Origin of the sequence: Pseudoalteromonas sp. GABNS16E (assembly GCF_028598715.1) — a bacterium.
GTDB lineage: Bacteria > Pseudomonadota > Gammaproteobacteria > Enterobacterales > Alteromonadaceae > Pseudoalteromonas > Pseudoalteromonas atlantica.
The window spans coordinates 37,099-53,591 of the sequence record NZ_JAQREZ010000022.1; the positions used below are offsets into that span (position 1 = coordinate 37,099).

The 16,493-nt window shown below is 41.2% G+C and carries 15 protein-coding genes; 13 read left to right on the forward strand and 2 right to left on the reverse strand.

The window, feature by feature from the left end:
• The first annotated feature begins 42 nt into the window (after positions 1-42).
• Genes mpl through trmB form a run of 5 tightly spaced genes read left to right on the forward strand, consistent with a single transcriptional unit; the run spans position 43 to position 4,382 of the window.
• The gene (gene mpl / locus PSI06_RS10735) at positions 43-1,398 is read left to right on the forward strand and encodes a UDP-N-acetylmuramate:L-alanyl-gamma-D-glutamyl-meso-diaminopimelate ligase (protein WP_273603728.1); all 1,356 of its coding nucleotides are present in this window, start codon (positions 43-45) and stop codon (positions 1,396-1,398) included.
• A gap of 1 nt (position 1,399) precedes the next feature.
• Positions 1,400-2,020, forward strand: coding sequence for a flavin prenyltransferase UbiX (locus tag PSI06_RS10740; protein ID WP_004588542.1), 621 nt, complete (start codon positions 1,400-1,402; stop codon positions 2,018-2,020).
• Positions 2,020-2,949: an ABC transporter ATP-binding protein gene (locus tag PSI06_RS10745; RefSeq protein ID WP_004588541.1), complete on the forward strand. Its 930-nt coding sequence runs from the start codon at positions 2,020-2,022 to the stop codon at positions 2,947-2,949. The genes PSI06_RS10740 and PSI06_RS10745 overlap by 1 nt, the downstream gene beginning before the upstream one ends.
• The gene (locus tag PSI06_RS10750; RefSeq protein WP_004588540.1) at positions 2,950-3,717 is read left to right on the forward strand and encodes an ABC transporter permease; all 768 of its coding nucleotides are present in this window, start codon (positions 2,950-2,952) and stop codon (positions 3,715-3,717) included.
• Positions 3,717-4,382 (forward strand): tRNA (guanine(46)-N(7))-methyltransferase TrmB, encoded by a 666-nt coding sequence (trmB, locus tag PSI06_RS10755; RefSeq protein WP_054983169.1) that lies wholly within the window; start codon positions 3,717-3,719, stop codon positions 4,380-4,382. Before PSI06_RS10750 ends, trmB begins: the two co-directional genes overlap by 1 nt.
• Here trmB and PSI06_RS10760 read toward each other — a convergent pair.
• Positions 4,379-6,259, reverse strand: coding sequence for a bifunctional diguanylate cyclase/phosphodiesterase (locus PSI06_RS10760; RefSeq protein WP_407073070.1), 1,881 nt, complete (start codon positions 6,257-6,259; stop codon positions 4,379-4,381). The two genes, trmB and PSI06_RS10760, sit on opposite strands and share 4 nt — an antisense overlap.
• 276 nt (positions 6,260-6,535) lie before the next feature.
• Here PSI06_RS10760 and panP point away from each other — a divergent pair, with 276 nt between their 5' ends.
• On the forward strand, positions 6,536-8,164 hold the full coding sequence (panP, locus tag PSI06_RS10765) for a pyridoxal-dependent aspartate 1-decarboxylase PanP (protein WP_273603730.1): 1,629 nt from the start codon (positions 6,536-6,538) through the stop codon (positions 8,162-8,164).
• 79 nt (positions 8,165-8,243) lie between these two features.
• Here the strand turns inward: panP and argE are convergent, their stop codons facing one another.
• On the reverse strand, positions 8,244-9,395 hold the full coding sequence (gene argE / locus PSI06_RS10770; protein WP_273603731.1) for an acetylornithine deacetylase: 1,152 nt from the start codon (positions 9,393-9,395) through the stop codon (positions 8,244-8,246).
• Positions 9,396-9,613: 218 nt separating this feature from the next.
• On the opposite strand from argE, the gene argC reads away from it, so the two are divergent.
• The 7 genes from argC to PSI06_RS10805 all read left to right on the forward strand — a co-directional run bounded on the left by argC (position 9,614) and on the right by PSI06_RS10805 (position 16,493).
• Positions 9,614-10,624 (forward strand): N-acetyl-gamma-glutamyl-phosphate reductase, encoded by a 1,011-nt coding sequence (gene argC / locus PSI06_RS10775; protein WP_273603732.1) that lies wholly within the window; start codon positions 9,614-9,616, stop codon positions 10,622-10,624.
• Complete coding sequence (argB, locus tag PSI06_RS10780; protein ID WP_004588534.1) at positions 10,624-11,391, forward strand: acetylglutamate kinase; 768 nt, start codon at positions 10,624-10,626, stop codon at positions 11,389-11,391. The genes argC and argB overlap by 1 nt, the downstream gene beginning before the upstream one ends.
• A 7-nt stretch (positions 11,392-11,398) precedes the next feature.
• Positions 11,399-12,331, forward strand: a complete 933-nt coding sequence (locus PSI06_RS10785) for an ornithine carbamoyltransferase (protein WP_273603733.1) — start codon at positions 11,399-11,401, stop codon at positions 12,329-12,331.
• Positions 12,328-13,530: an argininosuccinate synthase gene (locus PSI06_RS10790; protein ID WP_273603734.1), complete on the forward strand. Its 1,203-nt coding sequence runs from the start codon at positions 12,328-12,330 to the stop codon at positions 13,528-13,530. Before PSI06_RS10785 ends, PSI06_RS10790 begins: the two co-directional genes overlap by 4 nt.
• 51 nt (positions 13,531-13,581) lie before the next feature.
• Positions 13,582-15,447: an argininosuccinate lyase gene (argH, locus tag PSI06_RS10795; RefSeq protein ID WP_004588531.1), complete on the forward strand. Its 1,866-nt coding sequence runs from the start codon at positions 13,582-13,584 to the stop codon at positions 15,445-15,447.
• A 290-nt stretch (positions 15,448-15,737) separates the two neighbouring features.
• On the forward strand, positions 15,738-15,944 hold the full coding sequence (locus PSI06_RS10800; protein WP_064386906.1) for a hypothetical protein: 207 nt from the start codon (positions 15,738-15,740) through the stop codon (positions 15,942-15,944).
• 15 nt (positions 15,945-15,959) lie between these two features.
• Complete coding sequence (locus PSI06_RS10805; protein WP_273603735.1) at positions 15,960-16,493, forward strand: hypothetical protein; 534 nt, start codon at positions 15,960-15,962, stop codon at positions 16,491-16,493.

Sequence of the window (16,493 nt, forward strand, 5' to 3'; positions counted from 1 at the left end):
AAACTTCACAGACGTGCGAAGTACGAAAGGATTTAAAAAGTTATGCATATTCATATATTAGGCATTTGCGGCACCTTTATGGGCGGTATAGCGGCTATTGCTAAATCGCTTGGACATAAAGTGACGGGCTCTGATCAAAATGTTTACCCGCCGATGAGCACTCAACTTGAGCAGTTGGGCATTGAGCTAACCCAAGGTTACGACGTAAAACAGTTAGAGCCAAAGCCAGATATGGTGGTTATTGGTAATGCCATGAGCCGAGGCAACCCCTGTGTAGAACATGTGTTAGATAAGGGCTTGCCGTATACATCGGGGCCAGAGTGGCTTAAACATAACCTATTGCAAAATGCTTGGGTACTTGCGGTGGCAGGCACACATGGCAAAACCACCACAGCAAGCATGCTGGCGTGGATTTTAGAGTATGCAGGTTTAAAACCCGGGTTTTTAATTGGTGGCATAGTTCAAAACTTTGGTGTGTCAGCCAAAGTGGGCGAAACCCCATTTTTTGTAATAGAAGCGGATGAATACGATACCGCTTTTTTTGATAAGCGCAGTAAATTTGTGCATTACTTACCACGTACGCTCATTTTAAATAACCTTGAGTTTGACCACGCCGATATTTTTGACGATTTAAACGCAATAAAAAAACAATTTCATCACTTAATGCGTACATTACCTCATACTGGCAAGGTAATTTGGCCAAAAGACGATGTCGCACTTGATGATGTTATTAAGCAAGGGCTCTGGAGCGAAAGCGAAACCCTAAATGGTGATTGGCATTATGACTTGCTAAGCGCTGATGGCAGCCAATTTAATGTGCTTTTAAACAATGAGCTTCAAGGTACGGTTAATTGGCAAGCAATAGGCGAGCATAATGTTAAAAATGCCATTATGGCTATCGCGGCAGCGCGCCATGTAGGTATAGCCGTTGAGCATAGCATTGCAGCGCTTGAAGAGTTTATTAGCCCTAAACGGCGTATGGAGCTTAAAGCCGATATAAATAACATTAAAGTGTACGACGATTTTGCGCACCACCCAACAGCCATAAAAACCACGCTTGCGGGGTTACGAGCAAAAGTGGGTGATGAAAAAATTATTGCTATTTTAGAGCCTCGCTCAAACACCATGAAGATGGGTGTACACCAAAATACGCTACTTGCTTCGTTAAGTGATGCCGATGACGTGCTGTTATTTGAGCCCGATAACCTAAATTGGTCTCTTAAAGCGCAAGCCGATAATGCCGGTATGCAGTGTTTTAATAGTACGCAAATGATTATTGACACTGTGCTTGAAAATATAATGCCAAATCAGCACATATTAATTATGAGCAATGGCGGTTTTAATGGCTTACATCAACACTTAGTTGATGGTTTAGCTAAAAAATACAGCGGAGAATAATGTGCAGTTTAAAGATAAAATTACACTGGCGTTTAGTGGTGCTTCAGGCGCGCCTTACGGTTTAAGATTACTTGAAGTATTACTCGCGCAGCAATTTCAAGTGTATGTACTTATATCAAGTGCTGCGCGCGTGGTGCTCGATACAGAGTCAAACATTAAACTCTCAGCTAATGAAGATAAAGCAACTGAGCAGTTAAGTGCTTTATTTAATGCCAAGCCAGAGCAGTTAAAAGTATTTGGTAAAGATAACTGGTTTAGCCCTGTAGCTTCAGGCTCTGCAGCCCCTAAAAAAATGGTAGTATGTCCGTGCAGTGCAGGGTCTGTGTCTGCTATTGCGCTCGGAGCATCAGATAACCTACTCGAGCGTGCAGCCGATGTGGTTATTAAAGAGCGAGGGCAATTAATTTTAGTGCCACGCGAAACGCCCTTTAGCGAAATTCACCTTGAGAATATGTTAAAGCTTGCGCGTTTAGGGGTCACTATTATGCCCGCTGCGCCTGGTTTTTATCACAAGCCACAACGTATTGAAGACTTAGTTGATTTTATGGTGGCGCGAATTTTAGATCATTTAAACATTGAACATAACCTAACTAAACGTTGGGGTTATGGTGAGGGTAAATAATGAATAAGCAAAATGTTGCTTTAAATATAGAAGGCCTGACCAAGGTTTATAAAAACGGTGTAGAGGCCGTGAAAGGTGTTGATTTGCAAGTTTTTGAAGGCGACTTTTTTGCCTTACTTGGCCCAAATGGTGCCGGTAAGTCGACCACTATTGGTGTTATATCGTCCTTGGTTAATAAAACACAAGGTAAGGTGGAAGTGTTTGGTCACAACATCGATACCGACCTTGAAGCTGCTAAAGCGCATTTAGGCCTTGTGCCACAAGAGTTTAACTTTAGTCAGTTTGAAACGCTTGGCCAAATATTGGTAAATCAAGCAGGCTACTACGGTGTTACTCGCGCAGAAGCGCATAAGCGTGCCGATAAATATTTAACTCAGCTTGGCTTATTAGAAAAAAAAGACAAGCAAGCACGTACGCTTTCTGGGGGCATGAAACGCCGTTTAATGATTGCCCGTGCATTAATGCATGAGCCAAAGCTACTAATATTAGATGAACCCACAGCAGGGGTTGATATAGAGCTGCGCCGCTCAATGTGGGACTTTTTACGCCAAATTAATGAGCAAGGCGTAACGATTATTTTAACCACGCATTACCTTGAAGAAGCTGAGCTTTTATGTAAAAACATCGCGATTATTGATACTGGTCGTATTGTTGAAAACACCACTATAAAAGCGTTACTAGCTAAGCTTGATAAAGAAACCTTTGTGCTTGATTTAAAACAGCCAGCACAGCCAGTCACCCTTGAGGGGTACTCGTTTAGCATGCCTGATGAGCACACCATAGAAGTTGAAGTGGCTAAATCTCAAGGGTTAAATGCAGTTTTCAGCGCGCTAACCGAGCAAGGTAACACTGTTTTGAGTATGCGTAATAAAGCAAACAGATTAGAAGAGTTATTTGTAGGATTACTAGAGCAAGGGCGGGGCGAATAAATGTTTAAATATGGCGTAGCCTTAAAGAGTTTATGGATTAAAGAGTGTATTCGTTTTTTACGTATTTGGGTGCAAACCTTAGTACCGCCGGCGATTACGATGAGTTTATACTTTGTTATTTTTGGTAATTTAATTGGCTCACGTATTGGTGAAATGGGTGGTTTTAGCTACATGGAATTTATTGTTCCGGGGCTAATAATGATGTCGGTTATTACCAACTCATATTCTAATGTTGCTTCTAGTTTTTATTCAACCAAGTTCCAAAAAAGTATTGAAGAGCTATTGGTTGCGCCTGTGCCTAATTACATAATTGTACTTGGTTATATGGGCGGCGGTATGACCCGCGGCATGATGGTGGGCTTTATTGTTACCTGTGTATCGCTATTGTTTGTTGATATTCAAATACACAATATATTTGTAATTATGGCGACGGTAATTTTAACCTCAGCGGTGTTTGCACTAGGTGGTTTAATTAACGCTATTTACGCCAATAGTTTTGACGATATTAGTATTATCCCAACCTTTATTTTAACGCCACTAACATACTTAGGTGGCGTATTTTATTCAATTACGCTACTGCCAGAGTTTTGGCAAAATGTATCGCAAATAAACCCAATTATTTATATGGTTAATGCGTTTCGTTATGGCTTTTTAGGCGTGTCGGATGTTGATTTAAGTGTCGCGCTTGGCGTTATATTAGTATTTATTACGGTGCTATTTACTTTAGCGCTAACGTTAATTAAAAAAGGTGTGGGGCTTAGACATTAATGAGCGATGCAAATTCACGCAGTATTGTATCTAATCAGGCGGGTATACACGAAAAGCTTGATGAAATCGTTAACAAGCATTTAAACGCAGAGTTTAAAAAGCCTATTGCTGAGCACACTCAACAAGCGTTTGATGAAGTCAATGAGCAGGTTCAAGCTTTTAATGGACCGCTTATTATAGACTCATGTTGTGGAGTAGGAGAGAGCTCGGCTAATTTAGCTAAGCGCCACCCAGATGCATTAATTATTGGTATTGATAAATCGTCACACCGCTTAGATAAGCACGATGTTGAATATAAACAAACAGACAGCGGCCAGTACATTTTGGTCCAAGCTGACTTAAATGACTTTTGGCGTTTAGCTGTGGCTGCTAATTGGCAGCCTACTCATCATTATTTGCTTTATCCTAACCCATGGCCTAAATCTAAGCATATCCAGCGTAGGTGGCACGGCGCGGCTATTTTTCCGTTTATTGTTAAGCTAGGCGGTCGATTAGAGGTGCGCAGCAACTGGGATATTTATGTAAAAGAGTTTGCCAGAGCGCTTGAGCTAACGGGACACCCGTGTGAGGTAACGCTGTATGAGTCAAACGAAGCGATTACTCCGTTTGAGCGTAAATACTGGGCCAGCGGCCAACAAAGCCATCGTTTAGTGATAGACCTTTAAACGGCCACTTCCTCTTGGCTAGATGAGTTAACATGTGGTGCTGGGTAAGCAAAGTAATTGCCTTGCATCAGCGCCACATCTACATTTTTAAGCGCATTTTCAATACTTACATTTTCTACCGACTCTGCCATGAGCGTTAAACCAAGTTGCTTTGCAGCATGAACTGTATGCTCAATAAATAAGGCTATATTTTCATCACTTACTGCTTGTTTTACTAATGCGCCGTCGAGTTTTATACCGTTTACTTCAAGCTTTAGCGCATTCGAAATATTTGAATAACCACTACCAAAACCAGTAATAATGACATTCACCCCTTTGGTTTTTACCATAGAAATAAACGTTTTAACCTCTAAAAAATTAGTAATAGCGTGTGACTCTAAAAGGCCAAGCGTTATGTTTTCTGGGTGCGGGTAGCGCTTAAGCTCGTTAGCAATGTATTCACTCAAACTAGGGTCGAGTATATCTTTATCGCTGATATTTAAGCTCCAGCATATATCTGTTTTTCTAAACCGCTCTATACATTGGCTAAATAGCGTGCGCGTTAATAGTCCGCCCATTCTTGAGCGGCTCACTACATTTAAAAATGAGTCGGGTTTTAAAATTTCGCCATTTTTAGTTACCATTCTAGCTAAGCATTCGTAATGTACTACTTCATTATTAGTGGTGTGAAACATAGCCTGAAAATAAGGCACTATGCGGTTGTTATCAAATGCTTCTTGAACCTCTTTGGCAAGGCTTACATTGTATTGATATTGGTTTTTTACATCGCTCATTACTTTTGAGTAGCTAACAACCTTACCGCGGCCATGTTTAGCCTGAAGCGTTGCAATGTGCGCGTTTTCAATCAGTAGTGATTTATTACCACTGGCGATACCTGCGCAGTAAGTTATATAAATAAATGGGTTTGTTAATACCGGGCTGTTTGCGTTATACGACTCAACTAAATCGCTCAGTTCGCTGCTTTTAAAGCTTTTAGGGGTAAGCACGGCAATTTTATTAGTAGCAAGGCGATACACCTTACAGCTTTGCGGGCTGCGGCTTTGATAATGACTGAGCAAGTTTTTCATTACGTTGTCGCCAACTTGAGTGCCATAAAAGCTATTAATATCTTCAATTTCGTTCACCCAAATAATGGCAAGCTGCATGTGGTGTGAATTACTCTTTTTGATGAAGTACTCAAGCGCAATATGATTGGCAAAGCCCGTACTGGCATCTGTTGCTAGGGTACGCTTTAACAAATATATATAAATAGCTGCAACCAGTACCGCAATAAAAAAGAAAAAACACGCCGTTATTATGGCTTTAGTGACGCTGTATTGAAGCTTTTTATTTAAATCATCTAAGGTTATGTCGGCACCCGTAATGTAGGTAGTACCATATTTATCTACAAAGGGAATAAAAACAGTTTTAAAATCACCCCATTGGTCGCTCGATTGCTCAAAAACAGGCTCGGTAGAATAAAACGCGCCCCTGTTAATGTCGGTGGCCTCTGGGTATAAATCAAGAAATTGTGTAACACGTGCGTTTTCTTGATCGTCTTTAGTGTAGCTGGATGAGGTAAAATAAACTTTGTTATCGCGCATGACCATCGAATAAACGTAAGCTATATCAAGCGCTTGTGCAAGCTCTGAGAGTTGTTTGCTTTTAGTTTGGTAAACCGAAAAACCAATATCGTAACCTTGGCTAATTCTATCGTGGTAACTTTGCCCTAAAATATGTTTTACGCTGGTGGCGGCATTTAGAAGGCGCTCATCGACAGCGTGCATTATTTCGCTACGCGCTAAGCTATAGGTGTAATAAACATAGACTAATAAACTGACCAAAAACAATGTAAAGCCAGCTATAAACCACTTCCCTTTTAATTTCCCTGTGAGCATACTTGTCCCTTATTGTTACACATATTAAGTATACGCATAAATGCAATTTGCCCAAAACTAAAATGTGACTTTTTAATAAAATCCTATTATTGAAATTTTTTTACAATATTTGTCATCCGTTTAGTCGCTTTTATGGCTTAAAGGGAGACATTTTACTTATATTGCAGTAAAGTTAGCGCAATTTTTAAAAGAAGCACGCTGCTTATAATAGCGCCATAGTTTGGCATTTTTAACTGTTAAACGCGTGTTTTAGCTACACACACACTAGGTATAAAGATGGATCAAAAGCGTTGTGCCGTCGCCTCTAAAGAAAGCCTTAAGCGTATATTTACTGTACCTGAAGCGCCAGACTCAACTTTAAGCAAAATTGAGCTTGAAATTTCGAGTAATTTAGCAGGGTTTTTAAACGAAAATATAGCGGCAATTGAAAAACCATTACACGAAATTGAAAAAGATTTTCAGGCTGCGGTGATCCCAGAAAACCCAACGTTTGTATCTGCTTACGCCCAAGATATTATGGAGCAGCTAGTTGCCCATTCGGTACACACGGCTGCGCCTAGCTTTATTGGGCATATGACATCGGCTCTTCCGCATTTTTTACTACCGCTTTCAAAATTGATGGTGGGGCTTAATCAAAACCTAGTAAAAATAGAAACCTCAAAAGCATTTACGCCCCTAGAGCGCCAAGTGCTTGGCATGATGCATCATTTAGCTTACTCGCAAGATGAGTCGTTTTATTCTAAATGGATGCACAGTGCTAAAACATCACTCGGTGCTTTTTGTTCCGGTGGTACAGTTGCAAACATAACGGCACTGTGGATTGCGCGTAACCGCTTATTAAAACCCGACGGCAGCTTTAAAGGCATAGCCGCTCAAGGGCTCGTTGCCGGTATGCTGCATTATGGCTACAAAGGGCTGGCCGTTTTAGTGTCGGAGCGAGGGCATTATTCTTTAGGTAAATCAATTGACTTACTAGGCATCGGCCGTGAAAATTTAATTGGTGTAAAAACCTGCGAAAATAATAAGGTTGATGTGAATGCCATGCGCGAAAAAGCCTTAGAGCTTGAATCGCAAGGCATAAAAGTTATGGCGATTGTTGGGGTTGCTGGCACAACCGAGACCGGTAATATCGACCCTCTTGATGATATGGCCGATTTAGCACAGCAAATAAACTGTCATTTTCACGTTGATGCAGCGTGGGGTGGGGCAACGCTTTTATCGCAAACGCATCGCCCATTATTAAAAGGAGTTGAGCGCGCAGATTCAATTACCATTGATGCACACAAACAAATGTATGTGCCAATGGGCGCAGGCTTGGTGTTATTTAAAGACCCAACTGCTACGGATGCAATAGAGCACCATGCAGAGTACATATTACGTAAAGGTTCAAAAGATTTAGGAAGCCATACACTCGAAGGCAGCCGCCCAGGTATGGCTATGTTAGTACATGCTTGCTTACGCGTTATTGGCCGCAAAGGCTACGAAATGCTTATTGATCGTAGTATCAAAAAAGCACATTACTTTGCTGATTTAATTAAAGCCGATGAAGACTTTGAGCTGATTTCAGAGCCTGAGCTGTGTTTGCTTACATACCGCTATGTGCCTAAACAAATTAAACAAGCCATAGCCCAAGCAGATGCCGCAACACGGTTAGAAATTTTCGCGTCGCTCAATCGCTTTACTGCCAGTATGCAAAAACGCCAACGTGAATCAGGGCGCTCGTTTGTATCGCGTACTCGCTTAACCCCTTCAAAGTACGATAATCAGCCGACGGTGGTATTTAGAGTGGTATTGGCTAATCCGCTCACATCGGGTGTTATATTAAAAGAGATTTTAGCTGAGCAAAAAGAGCTTGCTAAAACAGACCCTGTATTTAAAAAGTACTTAAGTAAGTATATGCAGTAACGCCTAGGTATAAACTAAAACAAAGGCGCCAATGGGCGCCTTTGTTATTTTTGCTGTGAGTTTTAATACAGTCTTCTTTTTAAGCGTTAAAGCAGTTTGCCCTAATAATGTCAGTTATAATTTTTTGCGATGGGTTTATTTTCTCCATTGCTAAAAATTCATCAGGTTGGTGGGCTTGATTAATTGAGCCTGGCCCCATGACTATTGTTTCACAGCCAAGTTGCTGAATAAACGGAGCTTCTGTGCAATAATTTACTGCAACGGCTTTTTCTCCTGCAATTTTTTCTGCCATTTTAACGAGTGCGCTATCAGTGCTGCCACTAAAAGCTGGAATGGGCTCGTGTAAATCAATTACGCTCACTGAGCTTGGGTATTGCGCGTTTATATCGCTGGTGGCATCAATAAGTAAAGCTTGTAAGTCTTTAATGCTTAACCCTGGGAGCGGACGCATGTCTATATGCATTTCGCAGCAGCCACAAATTCGATTTGCGTTGTCGCCACCATGAATATTACCTAAATTTAAGGTAGGGTAAGGTATTTCAAAATGTTCAACTGAATATTTATTCTTTAACTGCTCTTTTAAGATCAGCAACTTTGTAATCACTTTATGCATGACTTCGATGGCGTTAAGACCACGTTCGGGATCGGAACTATGACCTGAGCGGCCAATCACTCTTATAGCCGTGCTCATATGTCCTTTGTGAGTAAATACAGGAGTCATATCAGTAGGTTCACCAATAATACAACGCGCAGGTTTTAAATTAGGATGCTTACAAATTTGCTGCGCTCCCGCCATGGTGGTTTCTTCATCGGCAGTGGCGAGTATTAAAATAGGTTGTGTTTGCTGTTTTATATCAAGCTCACTAATAGCTTGTAATACAAAAGCAAAAAAGCCTTTCATATCAATACTACCTAACCCATATAAGTTATTATTATGTTCAGTGAGTTTAAATGGGTCGTGGTTCCAGCGGCTATCGTCAAACGGTACGGTGTCTGTATGGCCGGCAAGCATTAAGCCGCCATCGCCTTGCCCCCGCTTTGCAAGTAGATTGTATCGGCCTTTCCCACCTTCTAACTCTATAATTTCGCAAGTAAAACCTAAACTTTCGCACCAACGTGCTAGCAGCTCTATTACCCCTTTATTACTCATACAAAGTTCATCTTCTATTGCACTAATAGAGGGGGCTGCAATGAGTTGTTGGTACATAGAGATAAATGACGGCAAAGACATAAAAAAATCCAAAATAATTATTCAATTTAATTGCATAACAATATAAAAGTATTTATGATGAATATCAATTCACTTTTTAAGCATAAATATATTAAGTATAGCCATGAAGATAATGCGACGATAATCAACAATTCATTGAGAAAAGTATTAGCTAGCATCTAAGCTAGTGTAAGCGAACACCACACCTATTTAGTAGTAAATTTATAAACGAGTAACAAATGAATGTAGCGATTATTGGCGCAAGCGGTTATAGCGGCGCAGAATTAGCAAGCTTAGTTGCTAAGCACCCTAATTTAACGTTATCGGGCTGTTATGTCTCTGAGGGAAGTTTAGATAAACATAAATTATTAAGTGATTTATACCCAGAGCATAGAAATCTTCTTGATATTCCTCTACTACCACTGAGCGAATCAGCGTTTGATGACATTAATTCGAGTGCCGATTACATCTGTTTATGTACTGATCACAAAGTAAGTGTTGATTTAGCCCCACAGTTTTTAGCAATGGGTAAAAAAGTATTTGACCTATCGGGCGGTTACCGCCTTGCTAACAACGACGACTATGTTACTTACTATGGTTTTGAGCACCAACATCCTGAGTTATTAAACGAAGCAGCCTACGGGTTAGCCGAATGGAATAGCAGTGCAATTGCCAATGCAAATCTTGTGGCAGTAGCCGGCTGTTACCCAACCGCTGCGCTTAATGCGTTAAAGCCGTTGCAACAGGCTGGCTTGTTGAGTGATGAAAAAGTGATTATTAATGCTGTTTCAGGTGTTACTGGCGCAGGGCGTAAAGCCAGCGTAGGTACTCATTTTTGTGAAGTATCGCTTGCCCCGTATGGTTTATTTAACCATCGTCATGGGCCTGAAATTGAACAACACCTTGGCCACAAGGTGTTATTTACACCGCACTTAGGTAATTTTCCGCGTGGAATATTAGAAACTATTTATGTACAGCTTAAGCCAGGCGTTACCAAGGAAAACGTATCTGATGCTTATCAAGTACTTAAGAACGAGCCGTTGATTCGTTTGTTAGCTGATAAAGTGCCATCTATTAAAAGCGTGGTAAAACAACCCTATGTTGATATTGGTTGGCAGCAGCAAGGCACTCAACTGATTGTTATGGCAGCGATAGATAATCTATTAAAAGGCGCTGCGGGCCAAGCCTTGCAATGTATTAACTTATCAATGAACTTAGATCACACCACTGGCTTAAAAGGAGCCTTTTAATGAGCACTAAAACGTGGGTAATTAAATTAGGTGGTGCTGTACTTAATACAGAAAACGCGGCAAAAGCTTTGTTTGACGTATTAAGCGCTGATCAAAATAATCAGTTTGTTATTGTTCATGGTGGTGGCTCGTTAGTTGACACTTGGCTAAAACAAGCAGGCTTTGCTAGTGCAAAGCACCAAGGACTGCGTATTAGCCCAAGTGAGCAAATGCCTTACATAGTGGGGGCGCTGGCTGGCTGTGCAAATAAGCAGCTGGTAAGCCAAGCTATTAATGCAGGCCATAAACCTGTTGGCCTTTGTTTGTATGAAGCCGGAGTTATGGCGTCTCAAAAGCTAAAAGCGCTTGGGCAAGTAGGTAAGTGCGAAAGTAATGATGATTCAATTGTTAACGATTTACTTAAGCTTGGCCGGTTACCTATCGTGAGCTCTATTGGGTTTGATGAGCAAGGTAACTGGTACAACGTTAATGCTGATGAAGCTGCCGCAGCGATTGCTAGCAACTTAAATGCAGAACTTATTTTTATGACAGATGTAGAAGCGGTACTTGATGCAAACAAGCAGCCGTTACATCAACTTGACACAAAACACATTGATACTTTAATTGATGAAGGGGTAATTTTGGGCGGAATGGAGGTCAAAGTTAAGACCAGCCTGTACGCTGCCCAACATTTACGACGCGGTGTGTATATTTCCAGCTGGCAAAAGCCAGACAATTTAACTGCTTTGCTACAGGGCGAGCATGTCGGAACAAAAATTACACCATAGGGTTATCATGTTAGAGAATTTTTTAACGGGTCTAGAATTAGACCAACAAGGCGCACTAAATTTACTAAAACTAGCGCGTGATTTAAAAGCAAAGCCAGAAAAGTACAGCCAAGTATTAGCGGGTAAGTCAATTGTTACCTTATTTGAAAAGCAAAGTTTACGTACGCGTTTATCGTTTGATATTGGTATTAACCGTTTAGGCGGCCACGCTGTGTATTTAGATCAGCAAAACGGCGCTATGGGTGCACGTGAATCTGTAAAAGACTTTGCACTTAATATTTCTACGTGGGCTGAAGGTATTGTAGCGCGTGTAAACCAGCACAGCACGTTAACCACCTTAGGTGAATACTCTAGTGTACCTGTCGTGAATAGCTTGTGTGATTTATATCACCCGTGCCAAGCATTGGCTGATTTTTTAACGCTACAAGAAGTACACGGCGATGTAAGCGAGCTAAAAGTGGCTTACTTAGGTGAAGGTAACAACGTTACTCATTCACTTATGTTATTAGCGGCAACGCTAGGTACAGATTTTGTTGCTGTTACACCAAAAGGCAGCTCGCCTGATTCGCAAATTCTTAAAAAGGCAGAGCAAATTGCTGCAATGAACGGCGCATCAGTAATGGTAAGCGACCGTGTAGAAGCCGCTGTAGGCGCTAATGTTGTATATGCAGATACGTGGGTGTCTATGGGCGATGATACGCCTCTTGAGCAAGTTAAAGAAAAATACATGCCTTATCAGCTAAACCAAGCATTGCTAGAACAAACAGGTGCGACTACGGTATTACATTGCCAGCCGGCACACCGTGAGTTTGAAATTACCTCTGAGGTAATGGATGGCCCAGCATCAAAAATTATTCAACAAGCAGAAAATCGCATGCATGCGCAAAATGCTCTGCTAGTTACATTACTAAATCCAAATTTTGTTAAGGAACACCTATGAGTTCAATTAAAAAAGTCGTTTTAGCCTATTCAGGTGGTCTTGATACTTCAGCTATCGTGCCATGGTTAAAAGAAAACTACGGTTGTGAAGTAATTGCCTTTGTTGCCGATGTAGGCCAAGGCGCTGAAGAACTTGAAGGCGTTGAAGAAAAAGCCATCGCATCAGGCGCATCTGAGTGTTACGTAGTTGACTTAAAAGATGAAATGGTAAGTGAGTACATTTACCCAACGCTTAAAACGGGTTCTATTTACGAAGGTACTTATTTATTAGGTACGTCTATGGCGCGTCCTATTATTGCTAAAGCGCAAGTTGAAATTGCACGTAAAGTAGGTGCCGATGCACTTTCGCATGGTTGTACTGGTAAAGGTAATGACCAAGTACGTTTTGAATCATGTTTTGCAGCGCTTGCACCCGATTTAAAAGTAATTGCACCATGGCGTGAGTGGGATTTATCAAGCCGTGAATCATTATTAGATTACTTGGCTGAGCGTGATATTCCGTGTTCTGCTTCAGCAACAAAAATTTACAGCCGTGATGCTAACGCGTGGCATATTTCGCACGAAGGCGGCGAGCTTGAAGATCCATGGTGTGAGCCTAGTGACCAAGTTTGGACCTGGACTAATTCACCAGAGCAAGCACCCGATAAAGCTGAGCATGTAACGCTTACGGTTATTGAGGGTGAAGTGGTTGCCGTAAATGACGAGCAGCTTAAGCCTTACGACTGTTTAGTTAAATTAAACGACATTGCTGCGCCACATGGTGTTGGTCGTGTAGATATTGTAGAAAACCGTTTAGTAGGCATGAAATCGCGCGGCTGTTACGAAACACCTGGTGGCACCGTTATTATGGCGGCACTGCAAGCCATTGACGAACTAGTGCTTGATAAATCAAGCCGTAAGTGGAAAGAAGTACTGGGCGGTGAATTTTCGCATTTAGTCTATGACGGTCGTTGGTTTACACCACTAAAAGACTCTATTTTAGCCGGTGCAGAAGCACTTTCTACACTTGCTACAGGTGAAGTTGTACTTAAGCTTTACAAAGGCCAAGTGACAGCCGTTCAGAAAAAATCACCTAATAGCTTATACAGCGAAGACTTTGCTACATTTGGTGAAGACGACGTATATGACCAGTCACACGCTGAAGGCTTTATTCGTTTATTCTCGCTTTCGAGCAGAATTTCAGCAATGGCTAAAAAGTAAATTATTTATAGCCCCTTGTATAAGGGGCATTACAGGGTTTGGAGAGATTTCATGGCATTATGGGGCGGACGTTTTTCTACGGGTCCAGATGAGGCGTTTAAACAATTTAACGACTCACTTCCGTTCGATTATCAGTTAGCAGAGCAAGATATTATTGGCTCTGTGGCATGGGCAGGTGCGCTTGAGCAAGTAAATGTACTTACAAGCGATGAGCACACCAAGTTGGTTGCAGCACTAAATGAACTGCTTGAAGAAGTAAAAGCAGATCCACAAGCAGTGGCAACCTCAGGTGCAGAAGACATTCACTCGCACGTAGAAGCTGCACTAATCGAAAAAGTAGGTGATTTAGCTAAAAAGCTACACACAGGCCGAAGCCGTAATGATCAAGTAGCCACTGACTTTAGATTATGGTGCCGTGATACTGCCGATCATTTGCTTGGTGCTATTGCTGCACTAAAAGCTGAGTTTGTGGCGTTAGCTGAGCGCGAGCTGGGCACTATATTGCCAGGCTATACGCATTTACAACGTGCTCAACCTGTATTGTTTAGCCATTGGTGTATGGCTTATGTAGAAATGCTAGAGCGTGATGAAAGCCGCTTGCAAGATGCCAAAGCGCGTTTTAATTTTTGCCCTCTAGGGAGTGGCGCACTAGCAGGTACTGCCTACCCAATTGATCGCCAAGCTTTGGCGCAAGGCCTAGGCTTTACTGGCGCAACTAAAAACAGCCTTGATGGCGTATCTGACCGTGATTTTGTAGTAGAGCTTTTAAGCTGTGCCTCTATTTCGATGATTCACTTATCACGTATGGCTGAAGATTTAATATTTTATAATTCTGGTGAAGCCGGATTTATAGAGCTTGCTGATAATGTTACCTCTGGCTCATCGTTAATGCCGCAGAAAAAGAACCCTGATGCACTAGAGCTTATTCGTGGTAAAACGGGCCGTGTATTTGGCGCGTTTAGTGCCATGATGATGACCTTAAAAGCACTCCCTCTTGCGTACAATAAAGATATGCAAGAAGACAAAGAAGGCCTTTTTGACGCCATGCCAACTTGGCTTGCCTGTATTCACATGGCGCAAGCGTGTATTAAAGGCGTAAAAGTAAACGGCGATAAAACGCTTGCAGCGGCAAAAGGTGGCCATGCTAATGCGACAGAGCTTGCAGACTACTTAGTAGCTAAAGGTGTGCCATTTAGAGAAGGCCACCACATTGTGGGTGTACTTGTGCAGCTTGCTATAAGCGAAGGTAAAACCTTAGAGGAGCTTTCGCTTGAGCAGTACAAATCAGTTAATGACGTGTTTGAAGATGACGTTTACCCAGTACTTGAAATAGATGCCTGTATTAAAGCACGTCAAGCGCTTGGCGGTACATCTATTGAACAAGTTACTAAAGCGGTTAAAGAAGCCAAAAAAAAACAGCAAATAACGGTTCGTGATGCAAATTTAGATGATGTTGAAGATATTGCTAGGCTGATACAGCACTGGGCTACGGTAGGTGAAAACTTGCCGCGTGCTAAAAGCGACATGGTGCATTCAATTAACGAATTTGCAGTAACAGAAATAGACGGCAAAGTGTCGGGATGTGCATCGTTATACATTTACGATACGGGGCTTGCTGAAATACGCTCTTTAGGCATAGATCCACAAAGCGCGGTAACTGGGCAGGGTAGGCAGCTTGTAGAGCACTTATTAGCAAAAGCCAAAAAATTGGCGCTTAATCGCGTTATTGTATTAACCCGTGTGCCAGACTTTTTCGAACAGCAGCGTTTTACTTTTTGTAGTAAAGAATCGTTACCAGAGAAGGTAATGAAAGATTGCGAACTTTGCCTTCGTAAAGAAAATTGTGACGAAGTAGCAATGGAATATATTTTAAAGCCAAGTACACGTGCGGAGATCCCGTGTAAATACGTGGCTTAAATTCCCTGGATATAAAAAACGTACGGTTACTCCTGTGCGTTTTTTTATGTGTATAATGCACTGGTCAGATGAGTGAGGTGTTAGCTAGGGTTTTAGATTTAGTTTTAATAAATAGCTGTAGGTAGCATGTGTTTTTAATATGTCAAAAAATGTTGGCACATTGGTTGCTTTGTATAAGTCAGATAGCAAAATAGCTATCACTGCTTAAAACAGGTAATGCAATTACCTACATGATGGTGTGATTAAAGGTTGCGCCAAATAATATTAAAACTTATACAAGGATCAATCACATGCAAGTTTCAGCTAATAGCCAATTACAAATGCAAGCATACAATAAAACACAACAATTACAGCCTGCAACGGAACAAACTGCTAGCCCTAAAACCCTACAATCTGATACAGTAAGTTTCTCTCAAGAGGCGATGAGTGCTGCGAGCAATGAAAGCATGGGACATCTTCCAACTATTCTTCCTGGAGGCAATCCTCGTCCAAGATAATTTGTAAGGTAAAAGATGTTTCTAACTGAGTTATTTGGTCATTTTTCTTTATCGGCTTTTATAATGTGGGCTTTCTTAATGGCCCTATTCTTTAACATTTTTGTCTACAGTTTAGATATAAAAAGGAATACGACCTTATTACTCAGCTCTTTCGTAATGTTTTTATCTTGTGCTTTATTTGATTATTTCTTAGATTGGTTTTCAATATATGACCTGACGTATTTTGATTTCGTTGTAAATAATTTTATGATTATTTTACTTCTTCTAGGCTCTAGAGCCATAATGAAAGTTACTACTCCTTCATATCTATACTTATTAGTAGGCCTTACTATTAATATTGTTTTAGCCCTCGGTATGCAGTTAGATGTATTTATTCTTGGGAATACTGAACCATGGTTTTTTTGGGATTTGTATACTTTTTCAGTTTTCACACTTGATTTACTAATGGCTGTAGCGCTAATCGTAGATAGAGATTTTTTGTTGCTTAATAGGTTGAAGAAGAAGTTAGCCATTGCTTTGAAATCATCCATAAGCAAACCAACAACCTAG

What these genes read in the sequence shown, in the direction of transcription:
- mpl (WP_273603728.1), top strand. Translation starts at nt 43, where the DNA reads ATGCATATTCATATATTAGGCATTTGCGGCACCTTTATGGGCGGTATA.
- PSI06_RS10745 (WP_004588541.1), top strand. Translation starts at nt 2,020, where the DNA reads ATGAATAAGCAAAATGTTGCTTTAAATATAGAAGGCCTGACCAAGGTT.
- PSI06_RS10750 (WP_004588540.1), top strand. Translation starts at nt 2,950, where the DNA reads ATGTTTAAATATGGCGTAGCCTTAAAGAGTTTATGGATTAAAGAGTGT.
- trmB (WP_054983169.1), top strand. Translation starts at nt 3,717, where the DNA reads ATGAGCGATGCAAATTCACGCAGTATTGTATCTAATCAGGCGGGTATA.
- PSI06_RS10760 (WP_407073070.1), bottom strand. Translation starts at nt 6,259, where the DNA reads ATGCTCACAGGGAAATTAAAAGGGAAGTGGTTTATAGCTGGCTTTACA.
- panP (WP_273603730.1), top strand. Translation starts at nt 6,536, where the DNA reads ATGGATCAAAAGCGTTGTGCCGTCGCCTCTAAAGAAAGCCTTAAGCGT.
- argE (WP_273603731.1), bottom strand. Translation starts at nt 9,395, where the DNA reads ATGTCTTTGCCGTCATTTATCTCTATGTACCAACAACTCATTGCAGCC.
- argC (WP_273603732.1), top strand. Translation starts at nt 9,614, where the DNA reads ATGAATGTAGCGATTATTGGCGCAAGCGGTTATAGCGGCGCAGAATTA.
- argB (WP_004588534.1), top strand. Translation starts at nt 10,624, where the DNA reads ATGAGCACTAAAACGTGGGTAATTAAATTAGGTGGTGCTGTACTTAAT.
- PSI06_RS10785 (WP_273603733.1), top strand. Translation starts at nt 11,399, where the DNA reads ATGTTAGAGAATTTTTTAACGGGTCTAGAATTAGACCAACAAGGCGCA.
- PSI06_RS10790 (WP_273603734.1), top strand. Translation starts at nt 12,328, where the DNA reads ATGAGTTCAATTAAAAAAGTCGTTTTAGCCTATTCAGGTGGTCTTGAT.
- argH (WP_004588531.1), top strand. Translation starts at nt 13,582, where the DNA reads ATGGCATTATGGGGCGGACGTTTTTCTACGGGTCCAGATGAGGCGTTT.
- PSI06_RS10800 (WP_064386906.1), top strand. Translation starts at nt 15,738, where the DNA reads ATGCAAGTTTCAGCTAATAGCCAATTACAAATGCAAGCATACAATAAA.
- PSI06_RS10805 (WP_273603735.1), top strand. Translation starts at nt 15,960, where the DNA reads ATGTTTCTAACTGAGTTATTTGGTCATTTTTCTTTATCGGCTTTTATA.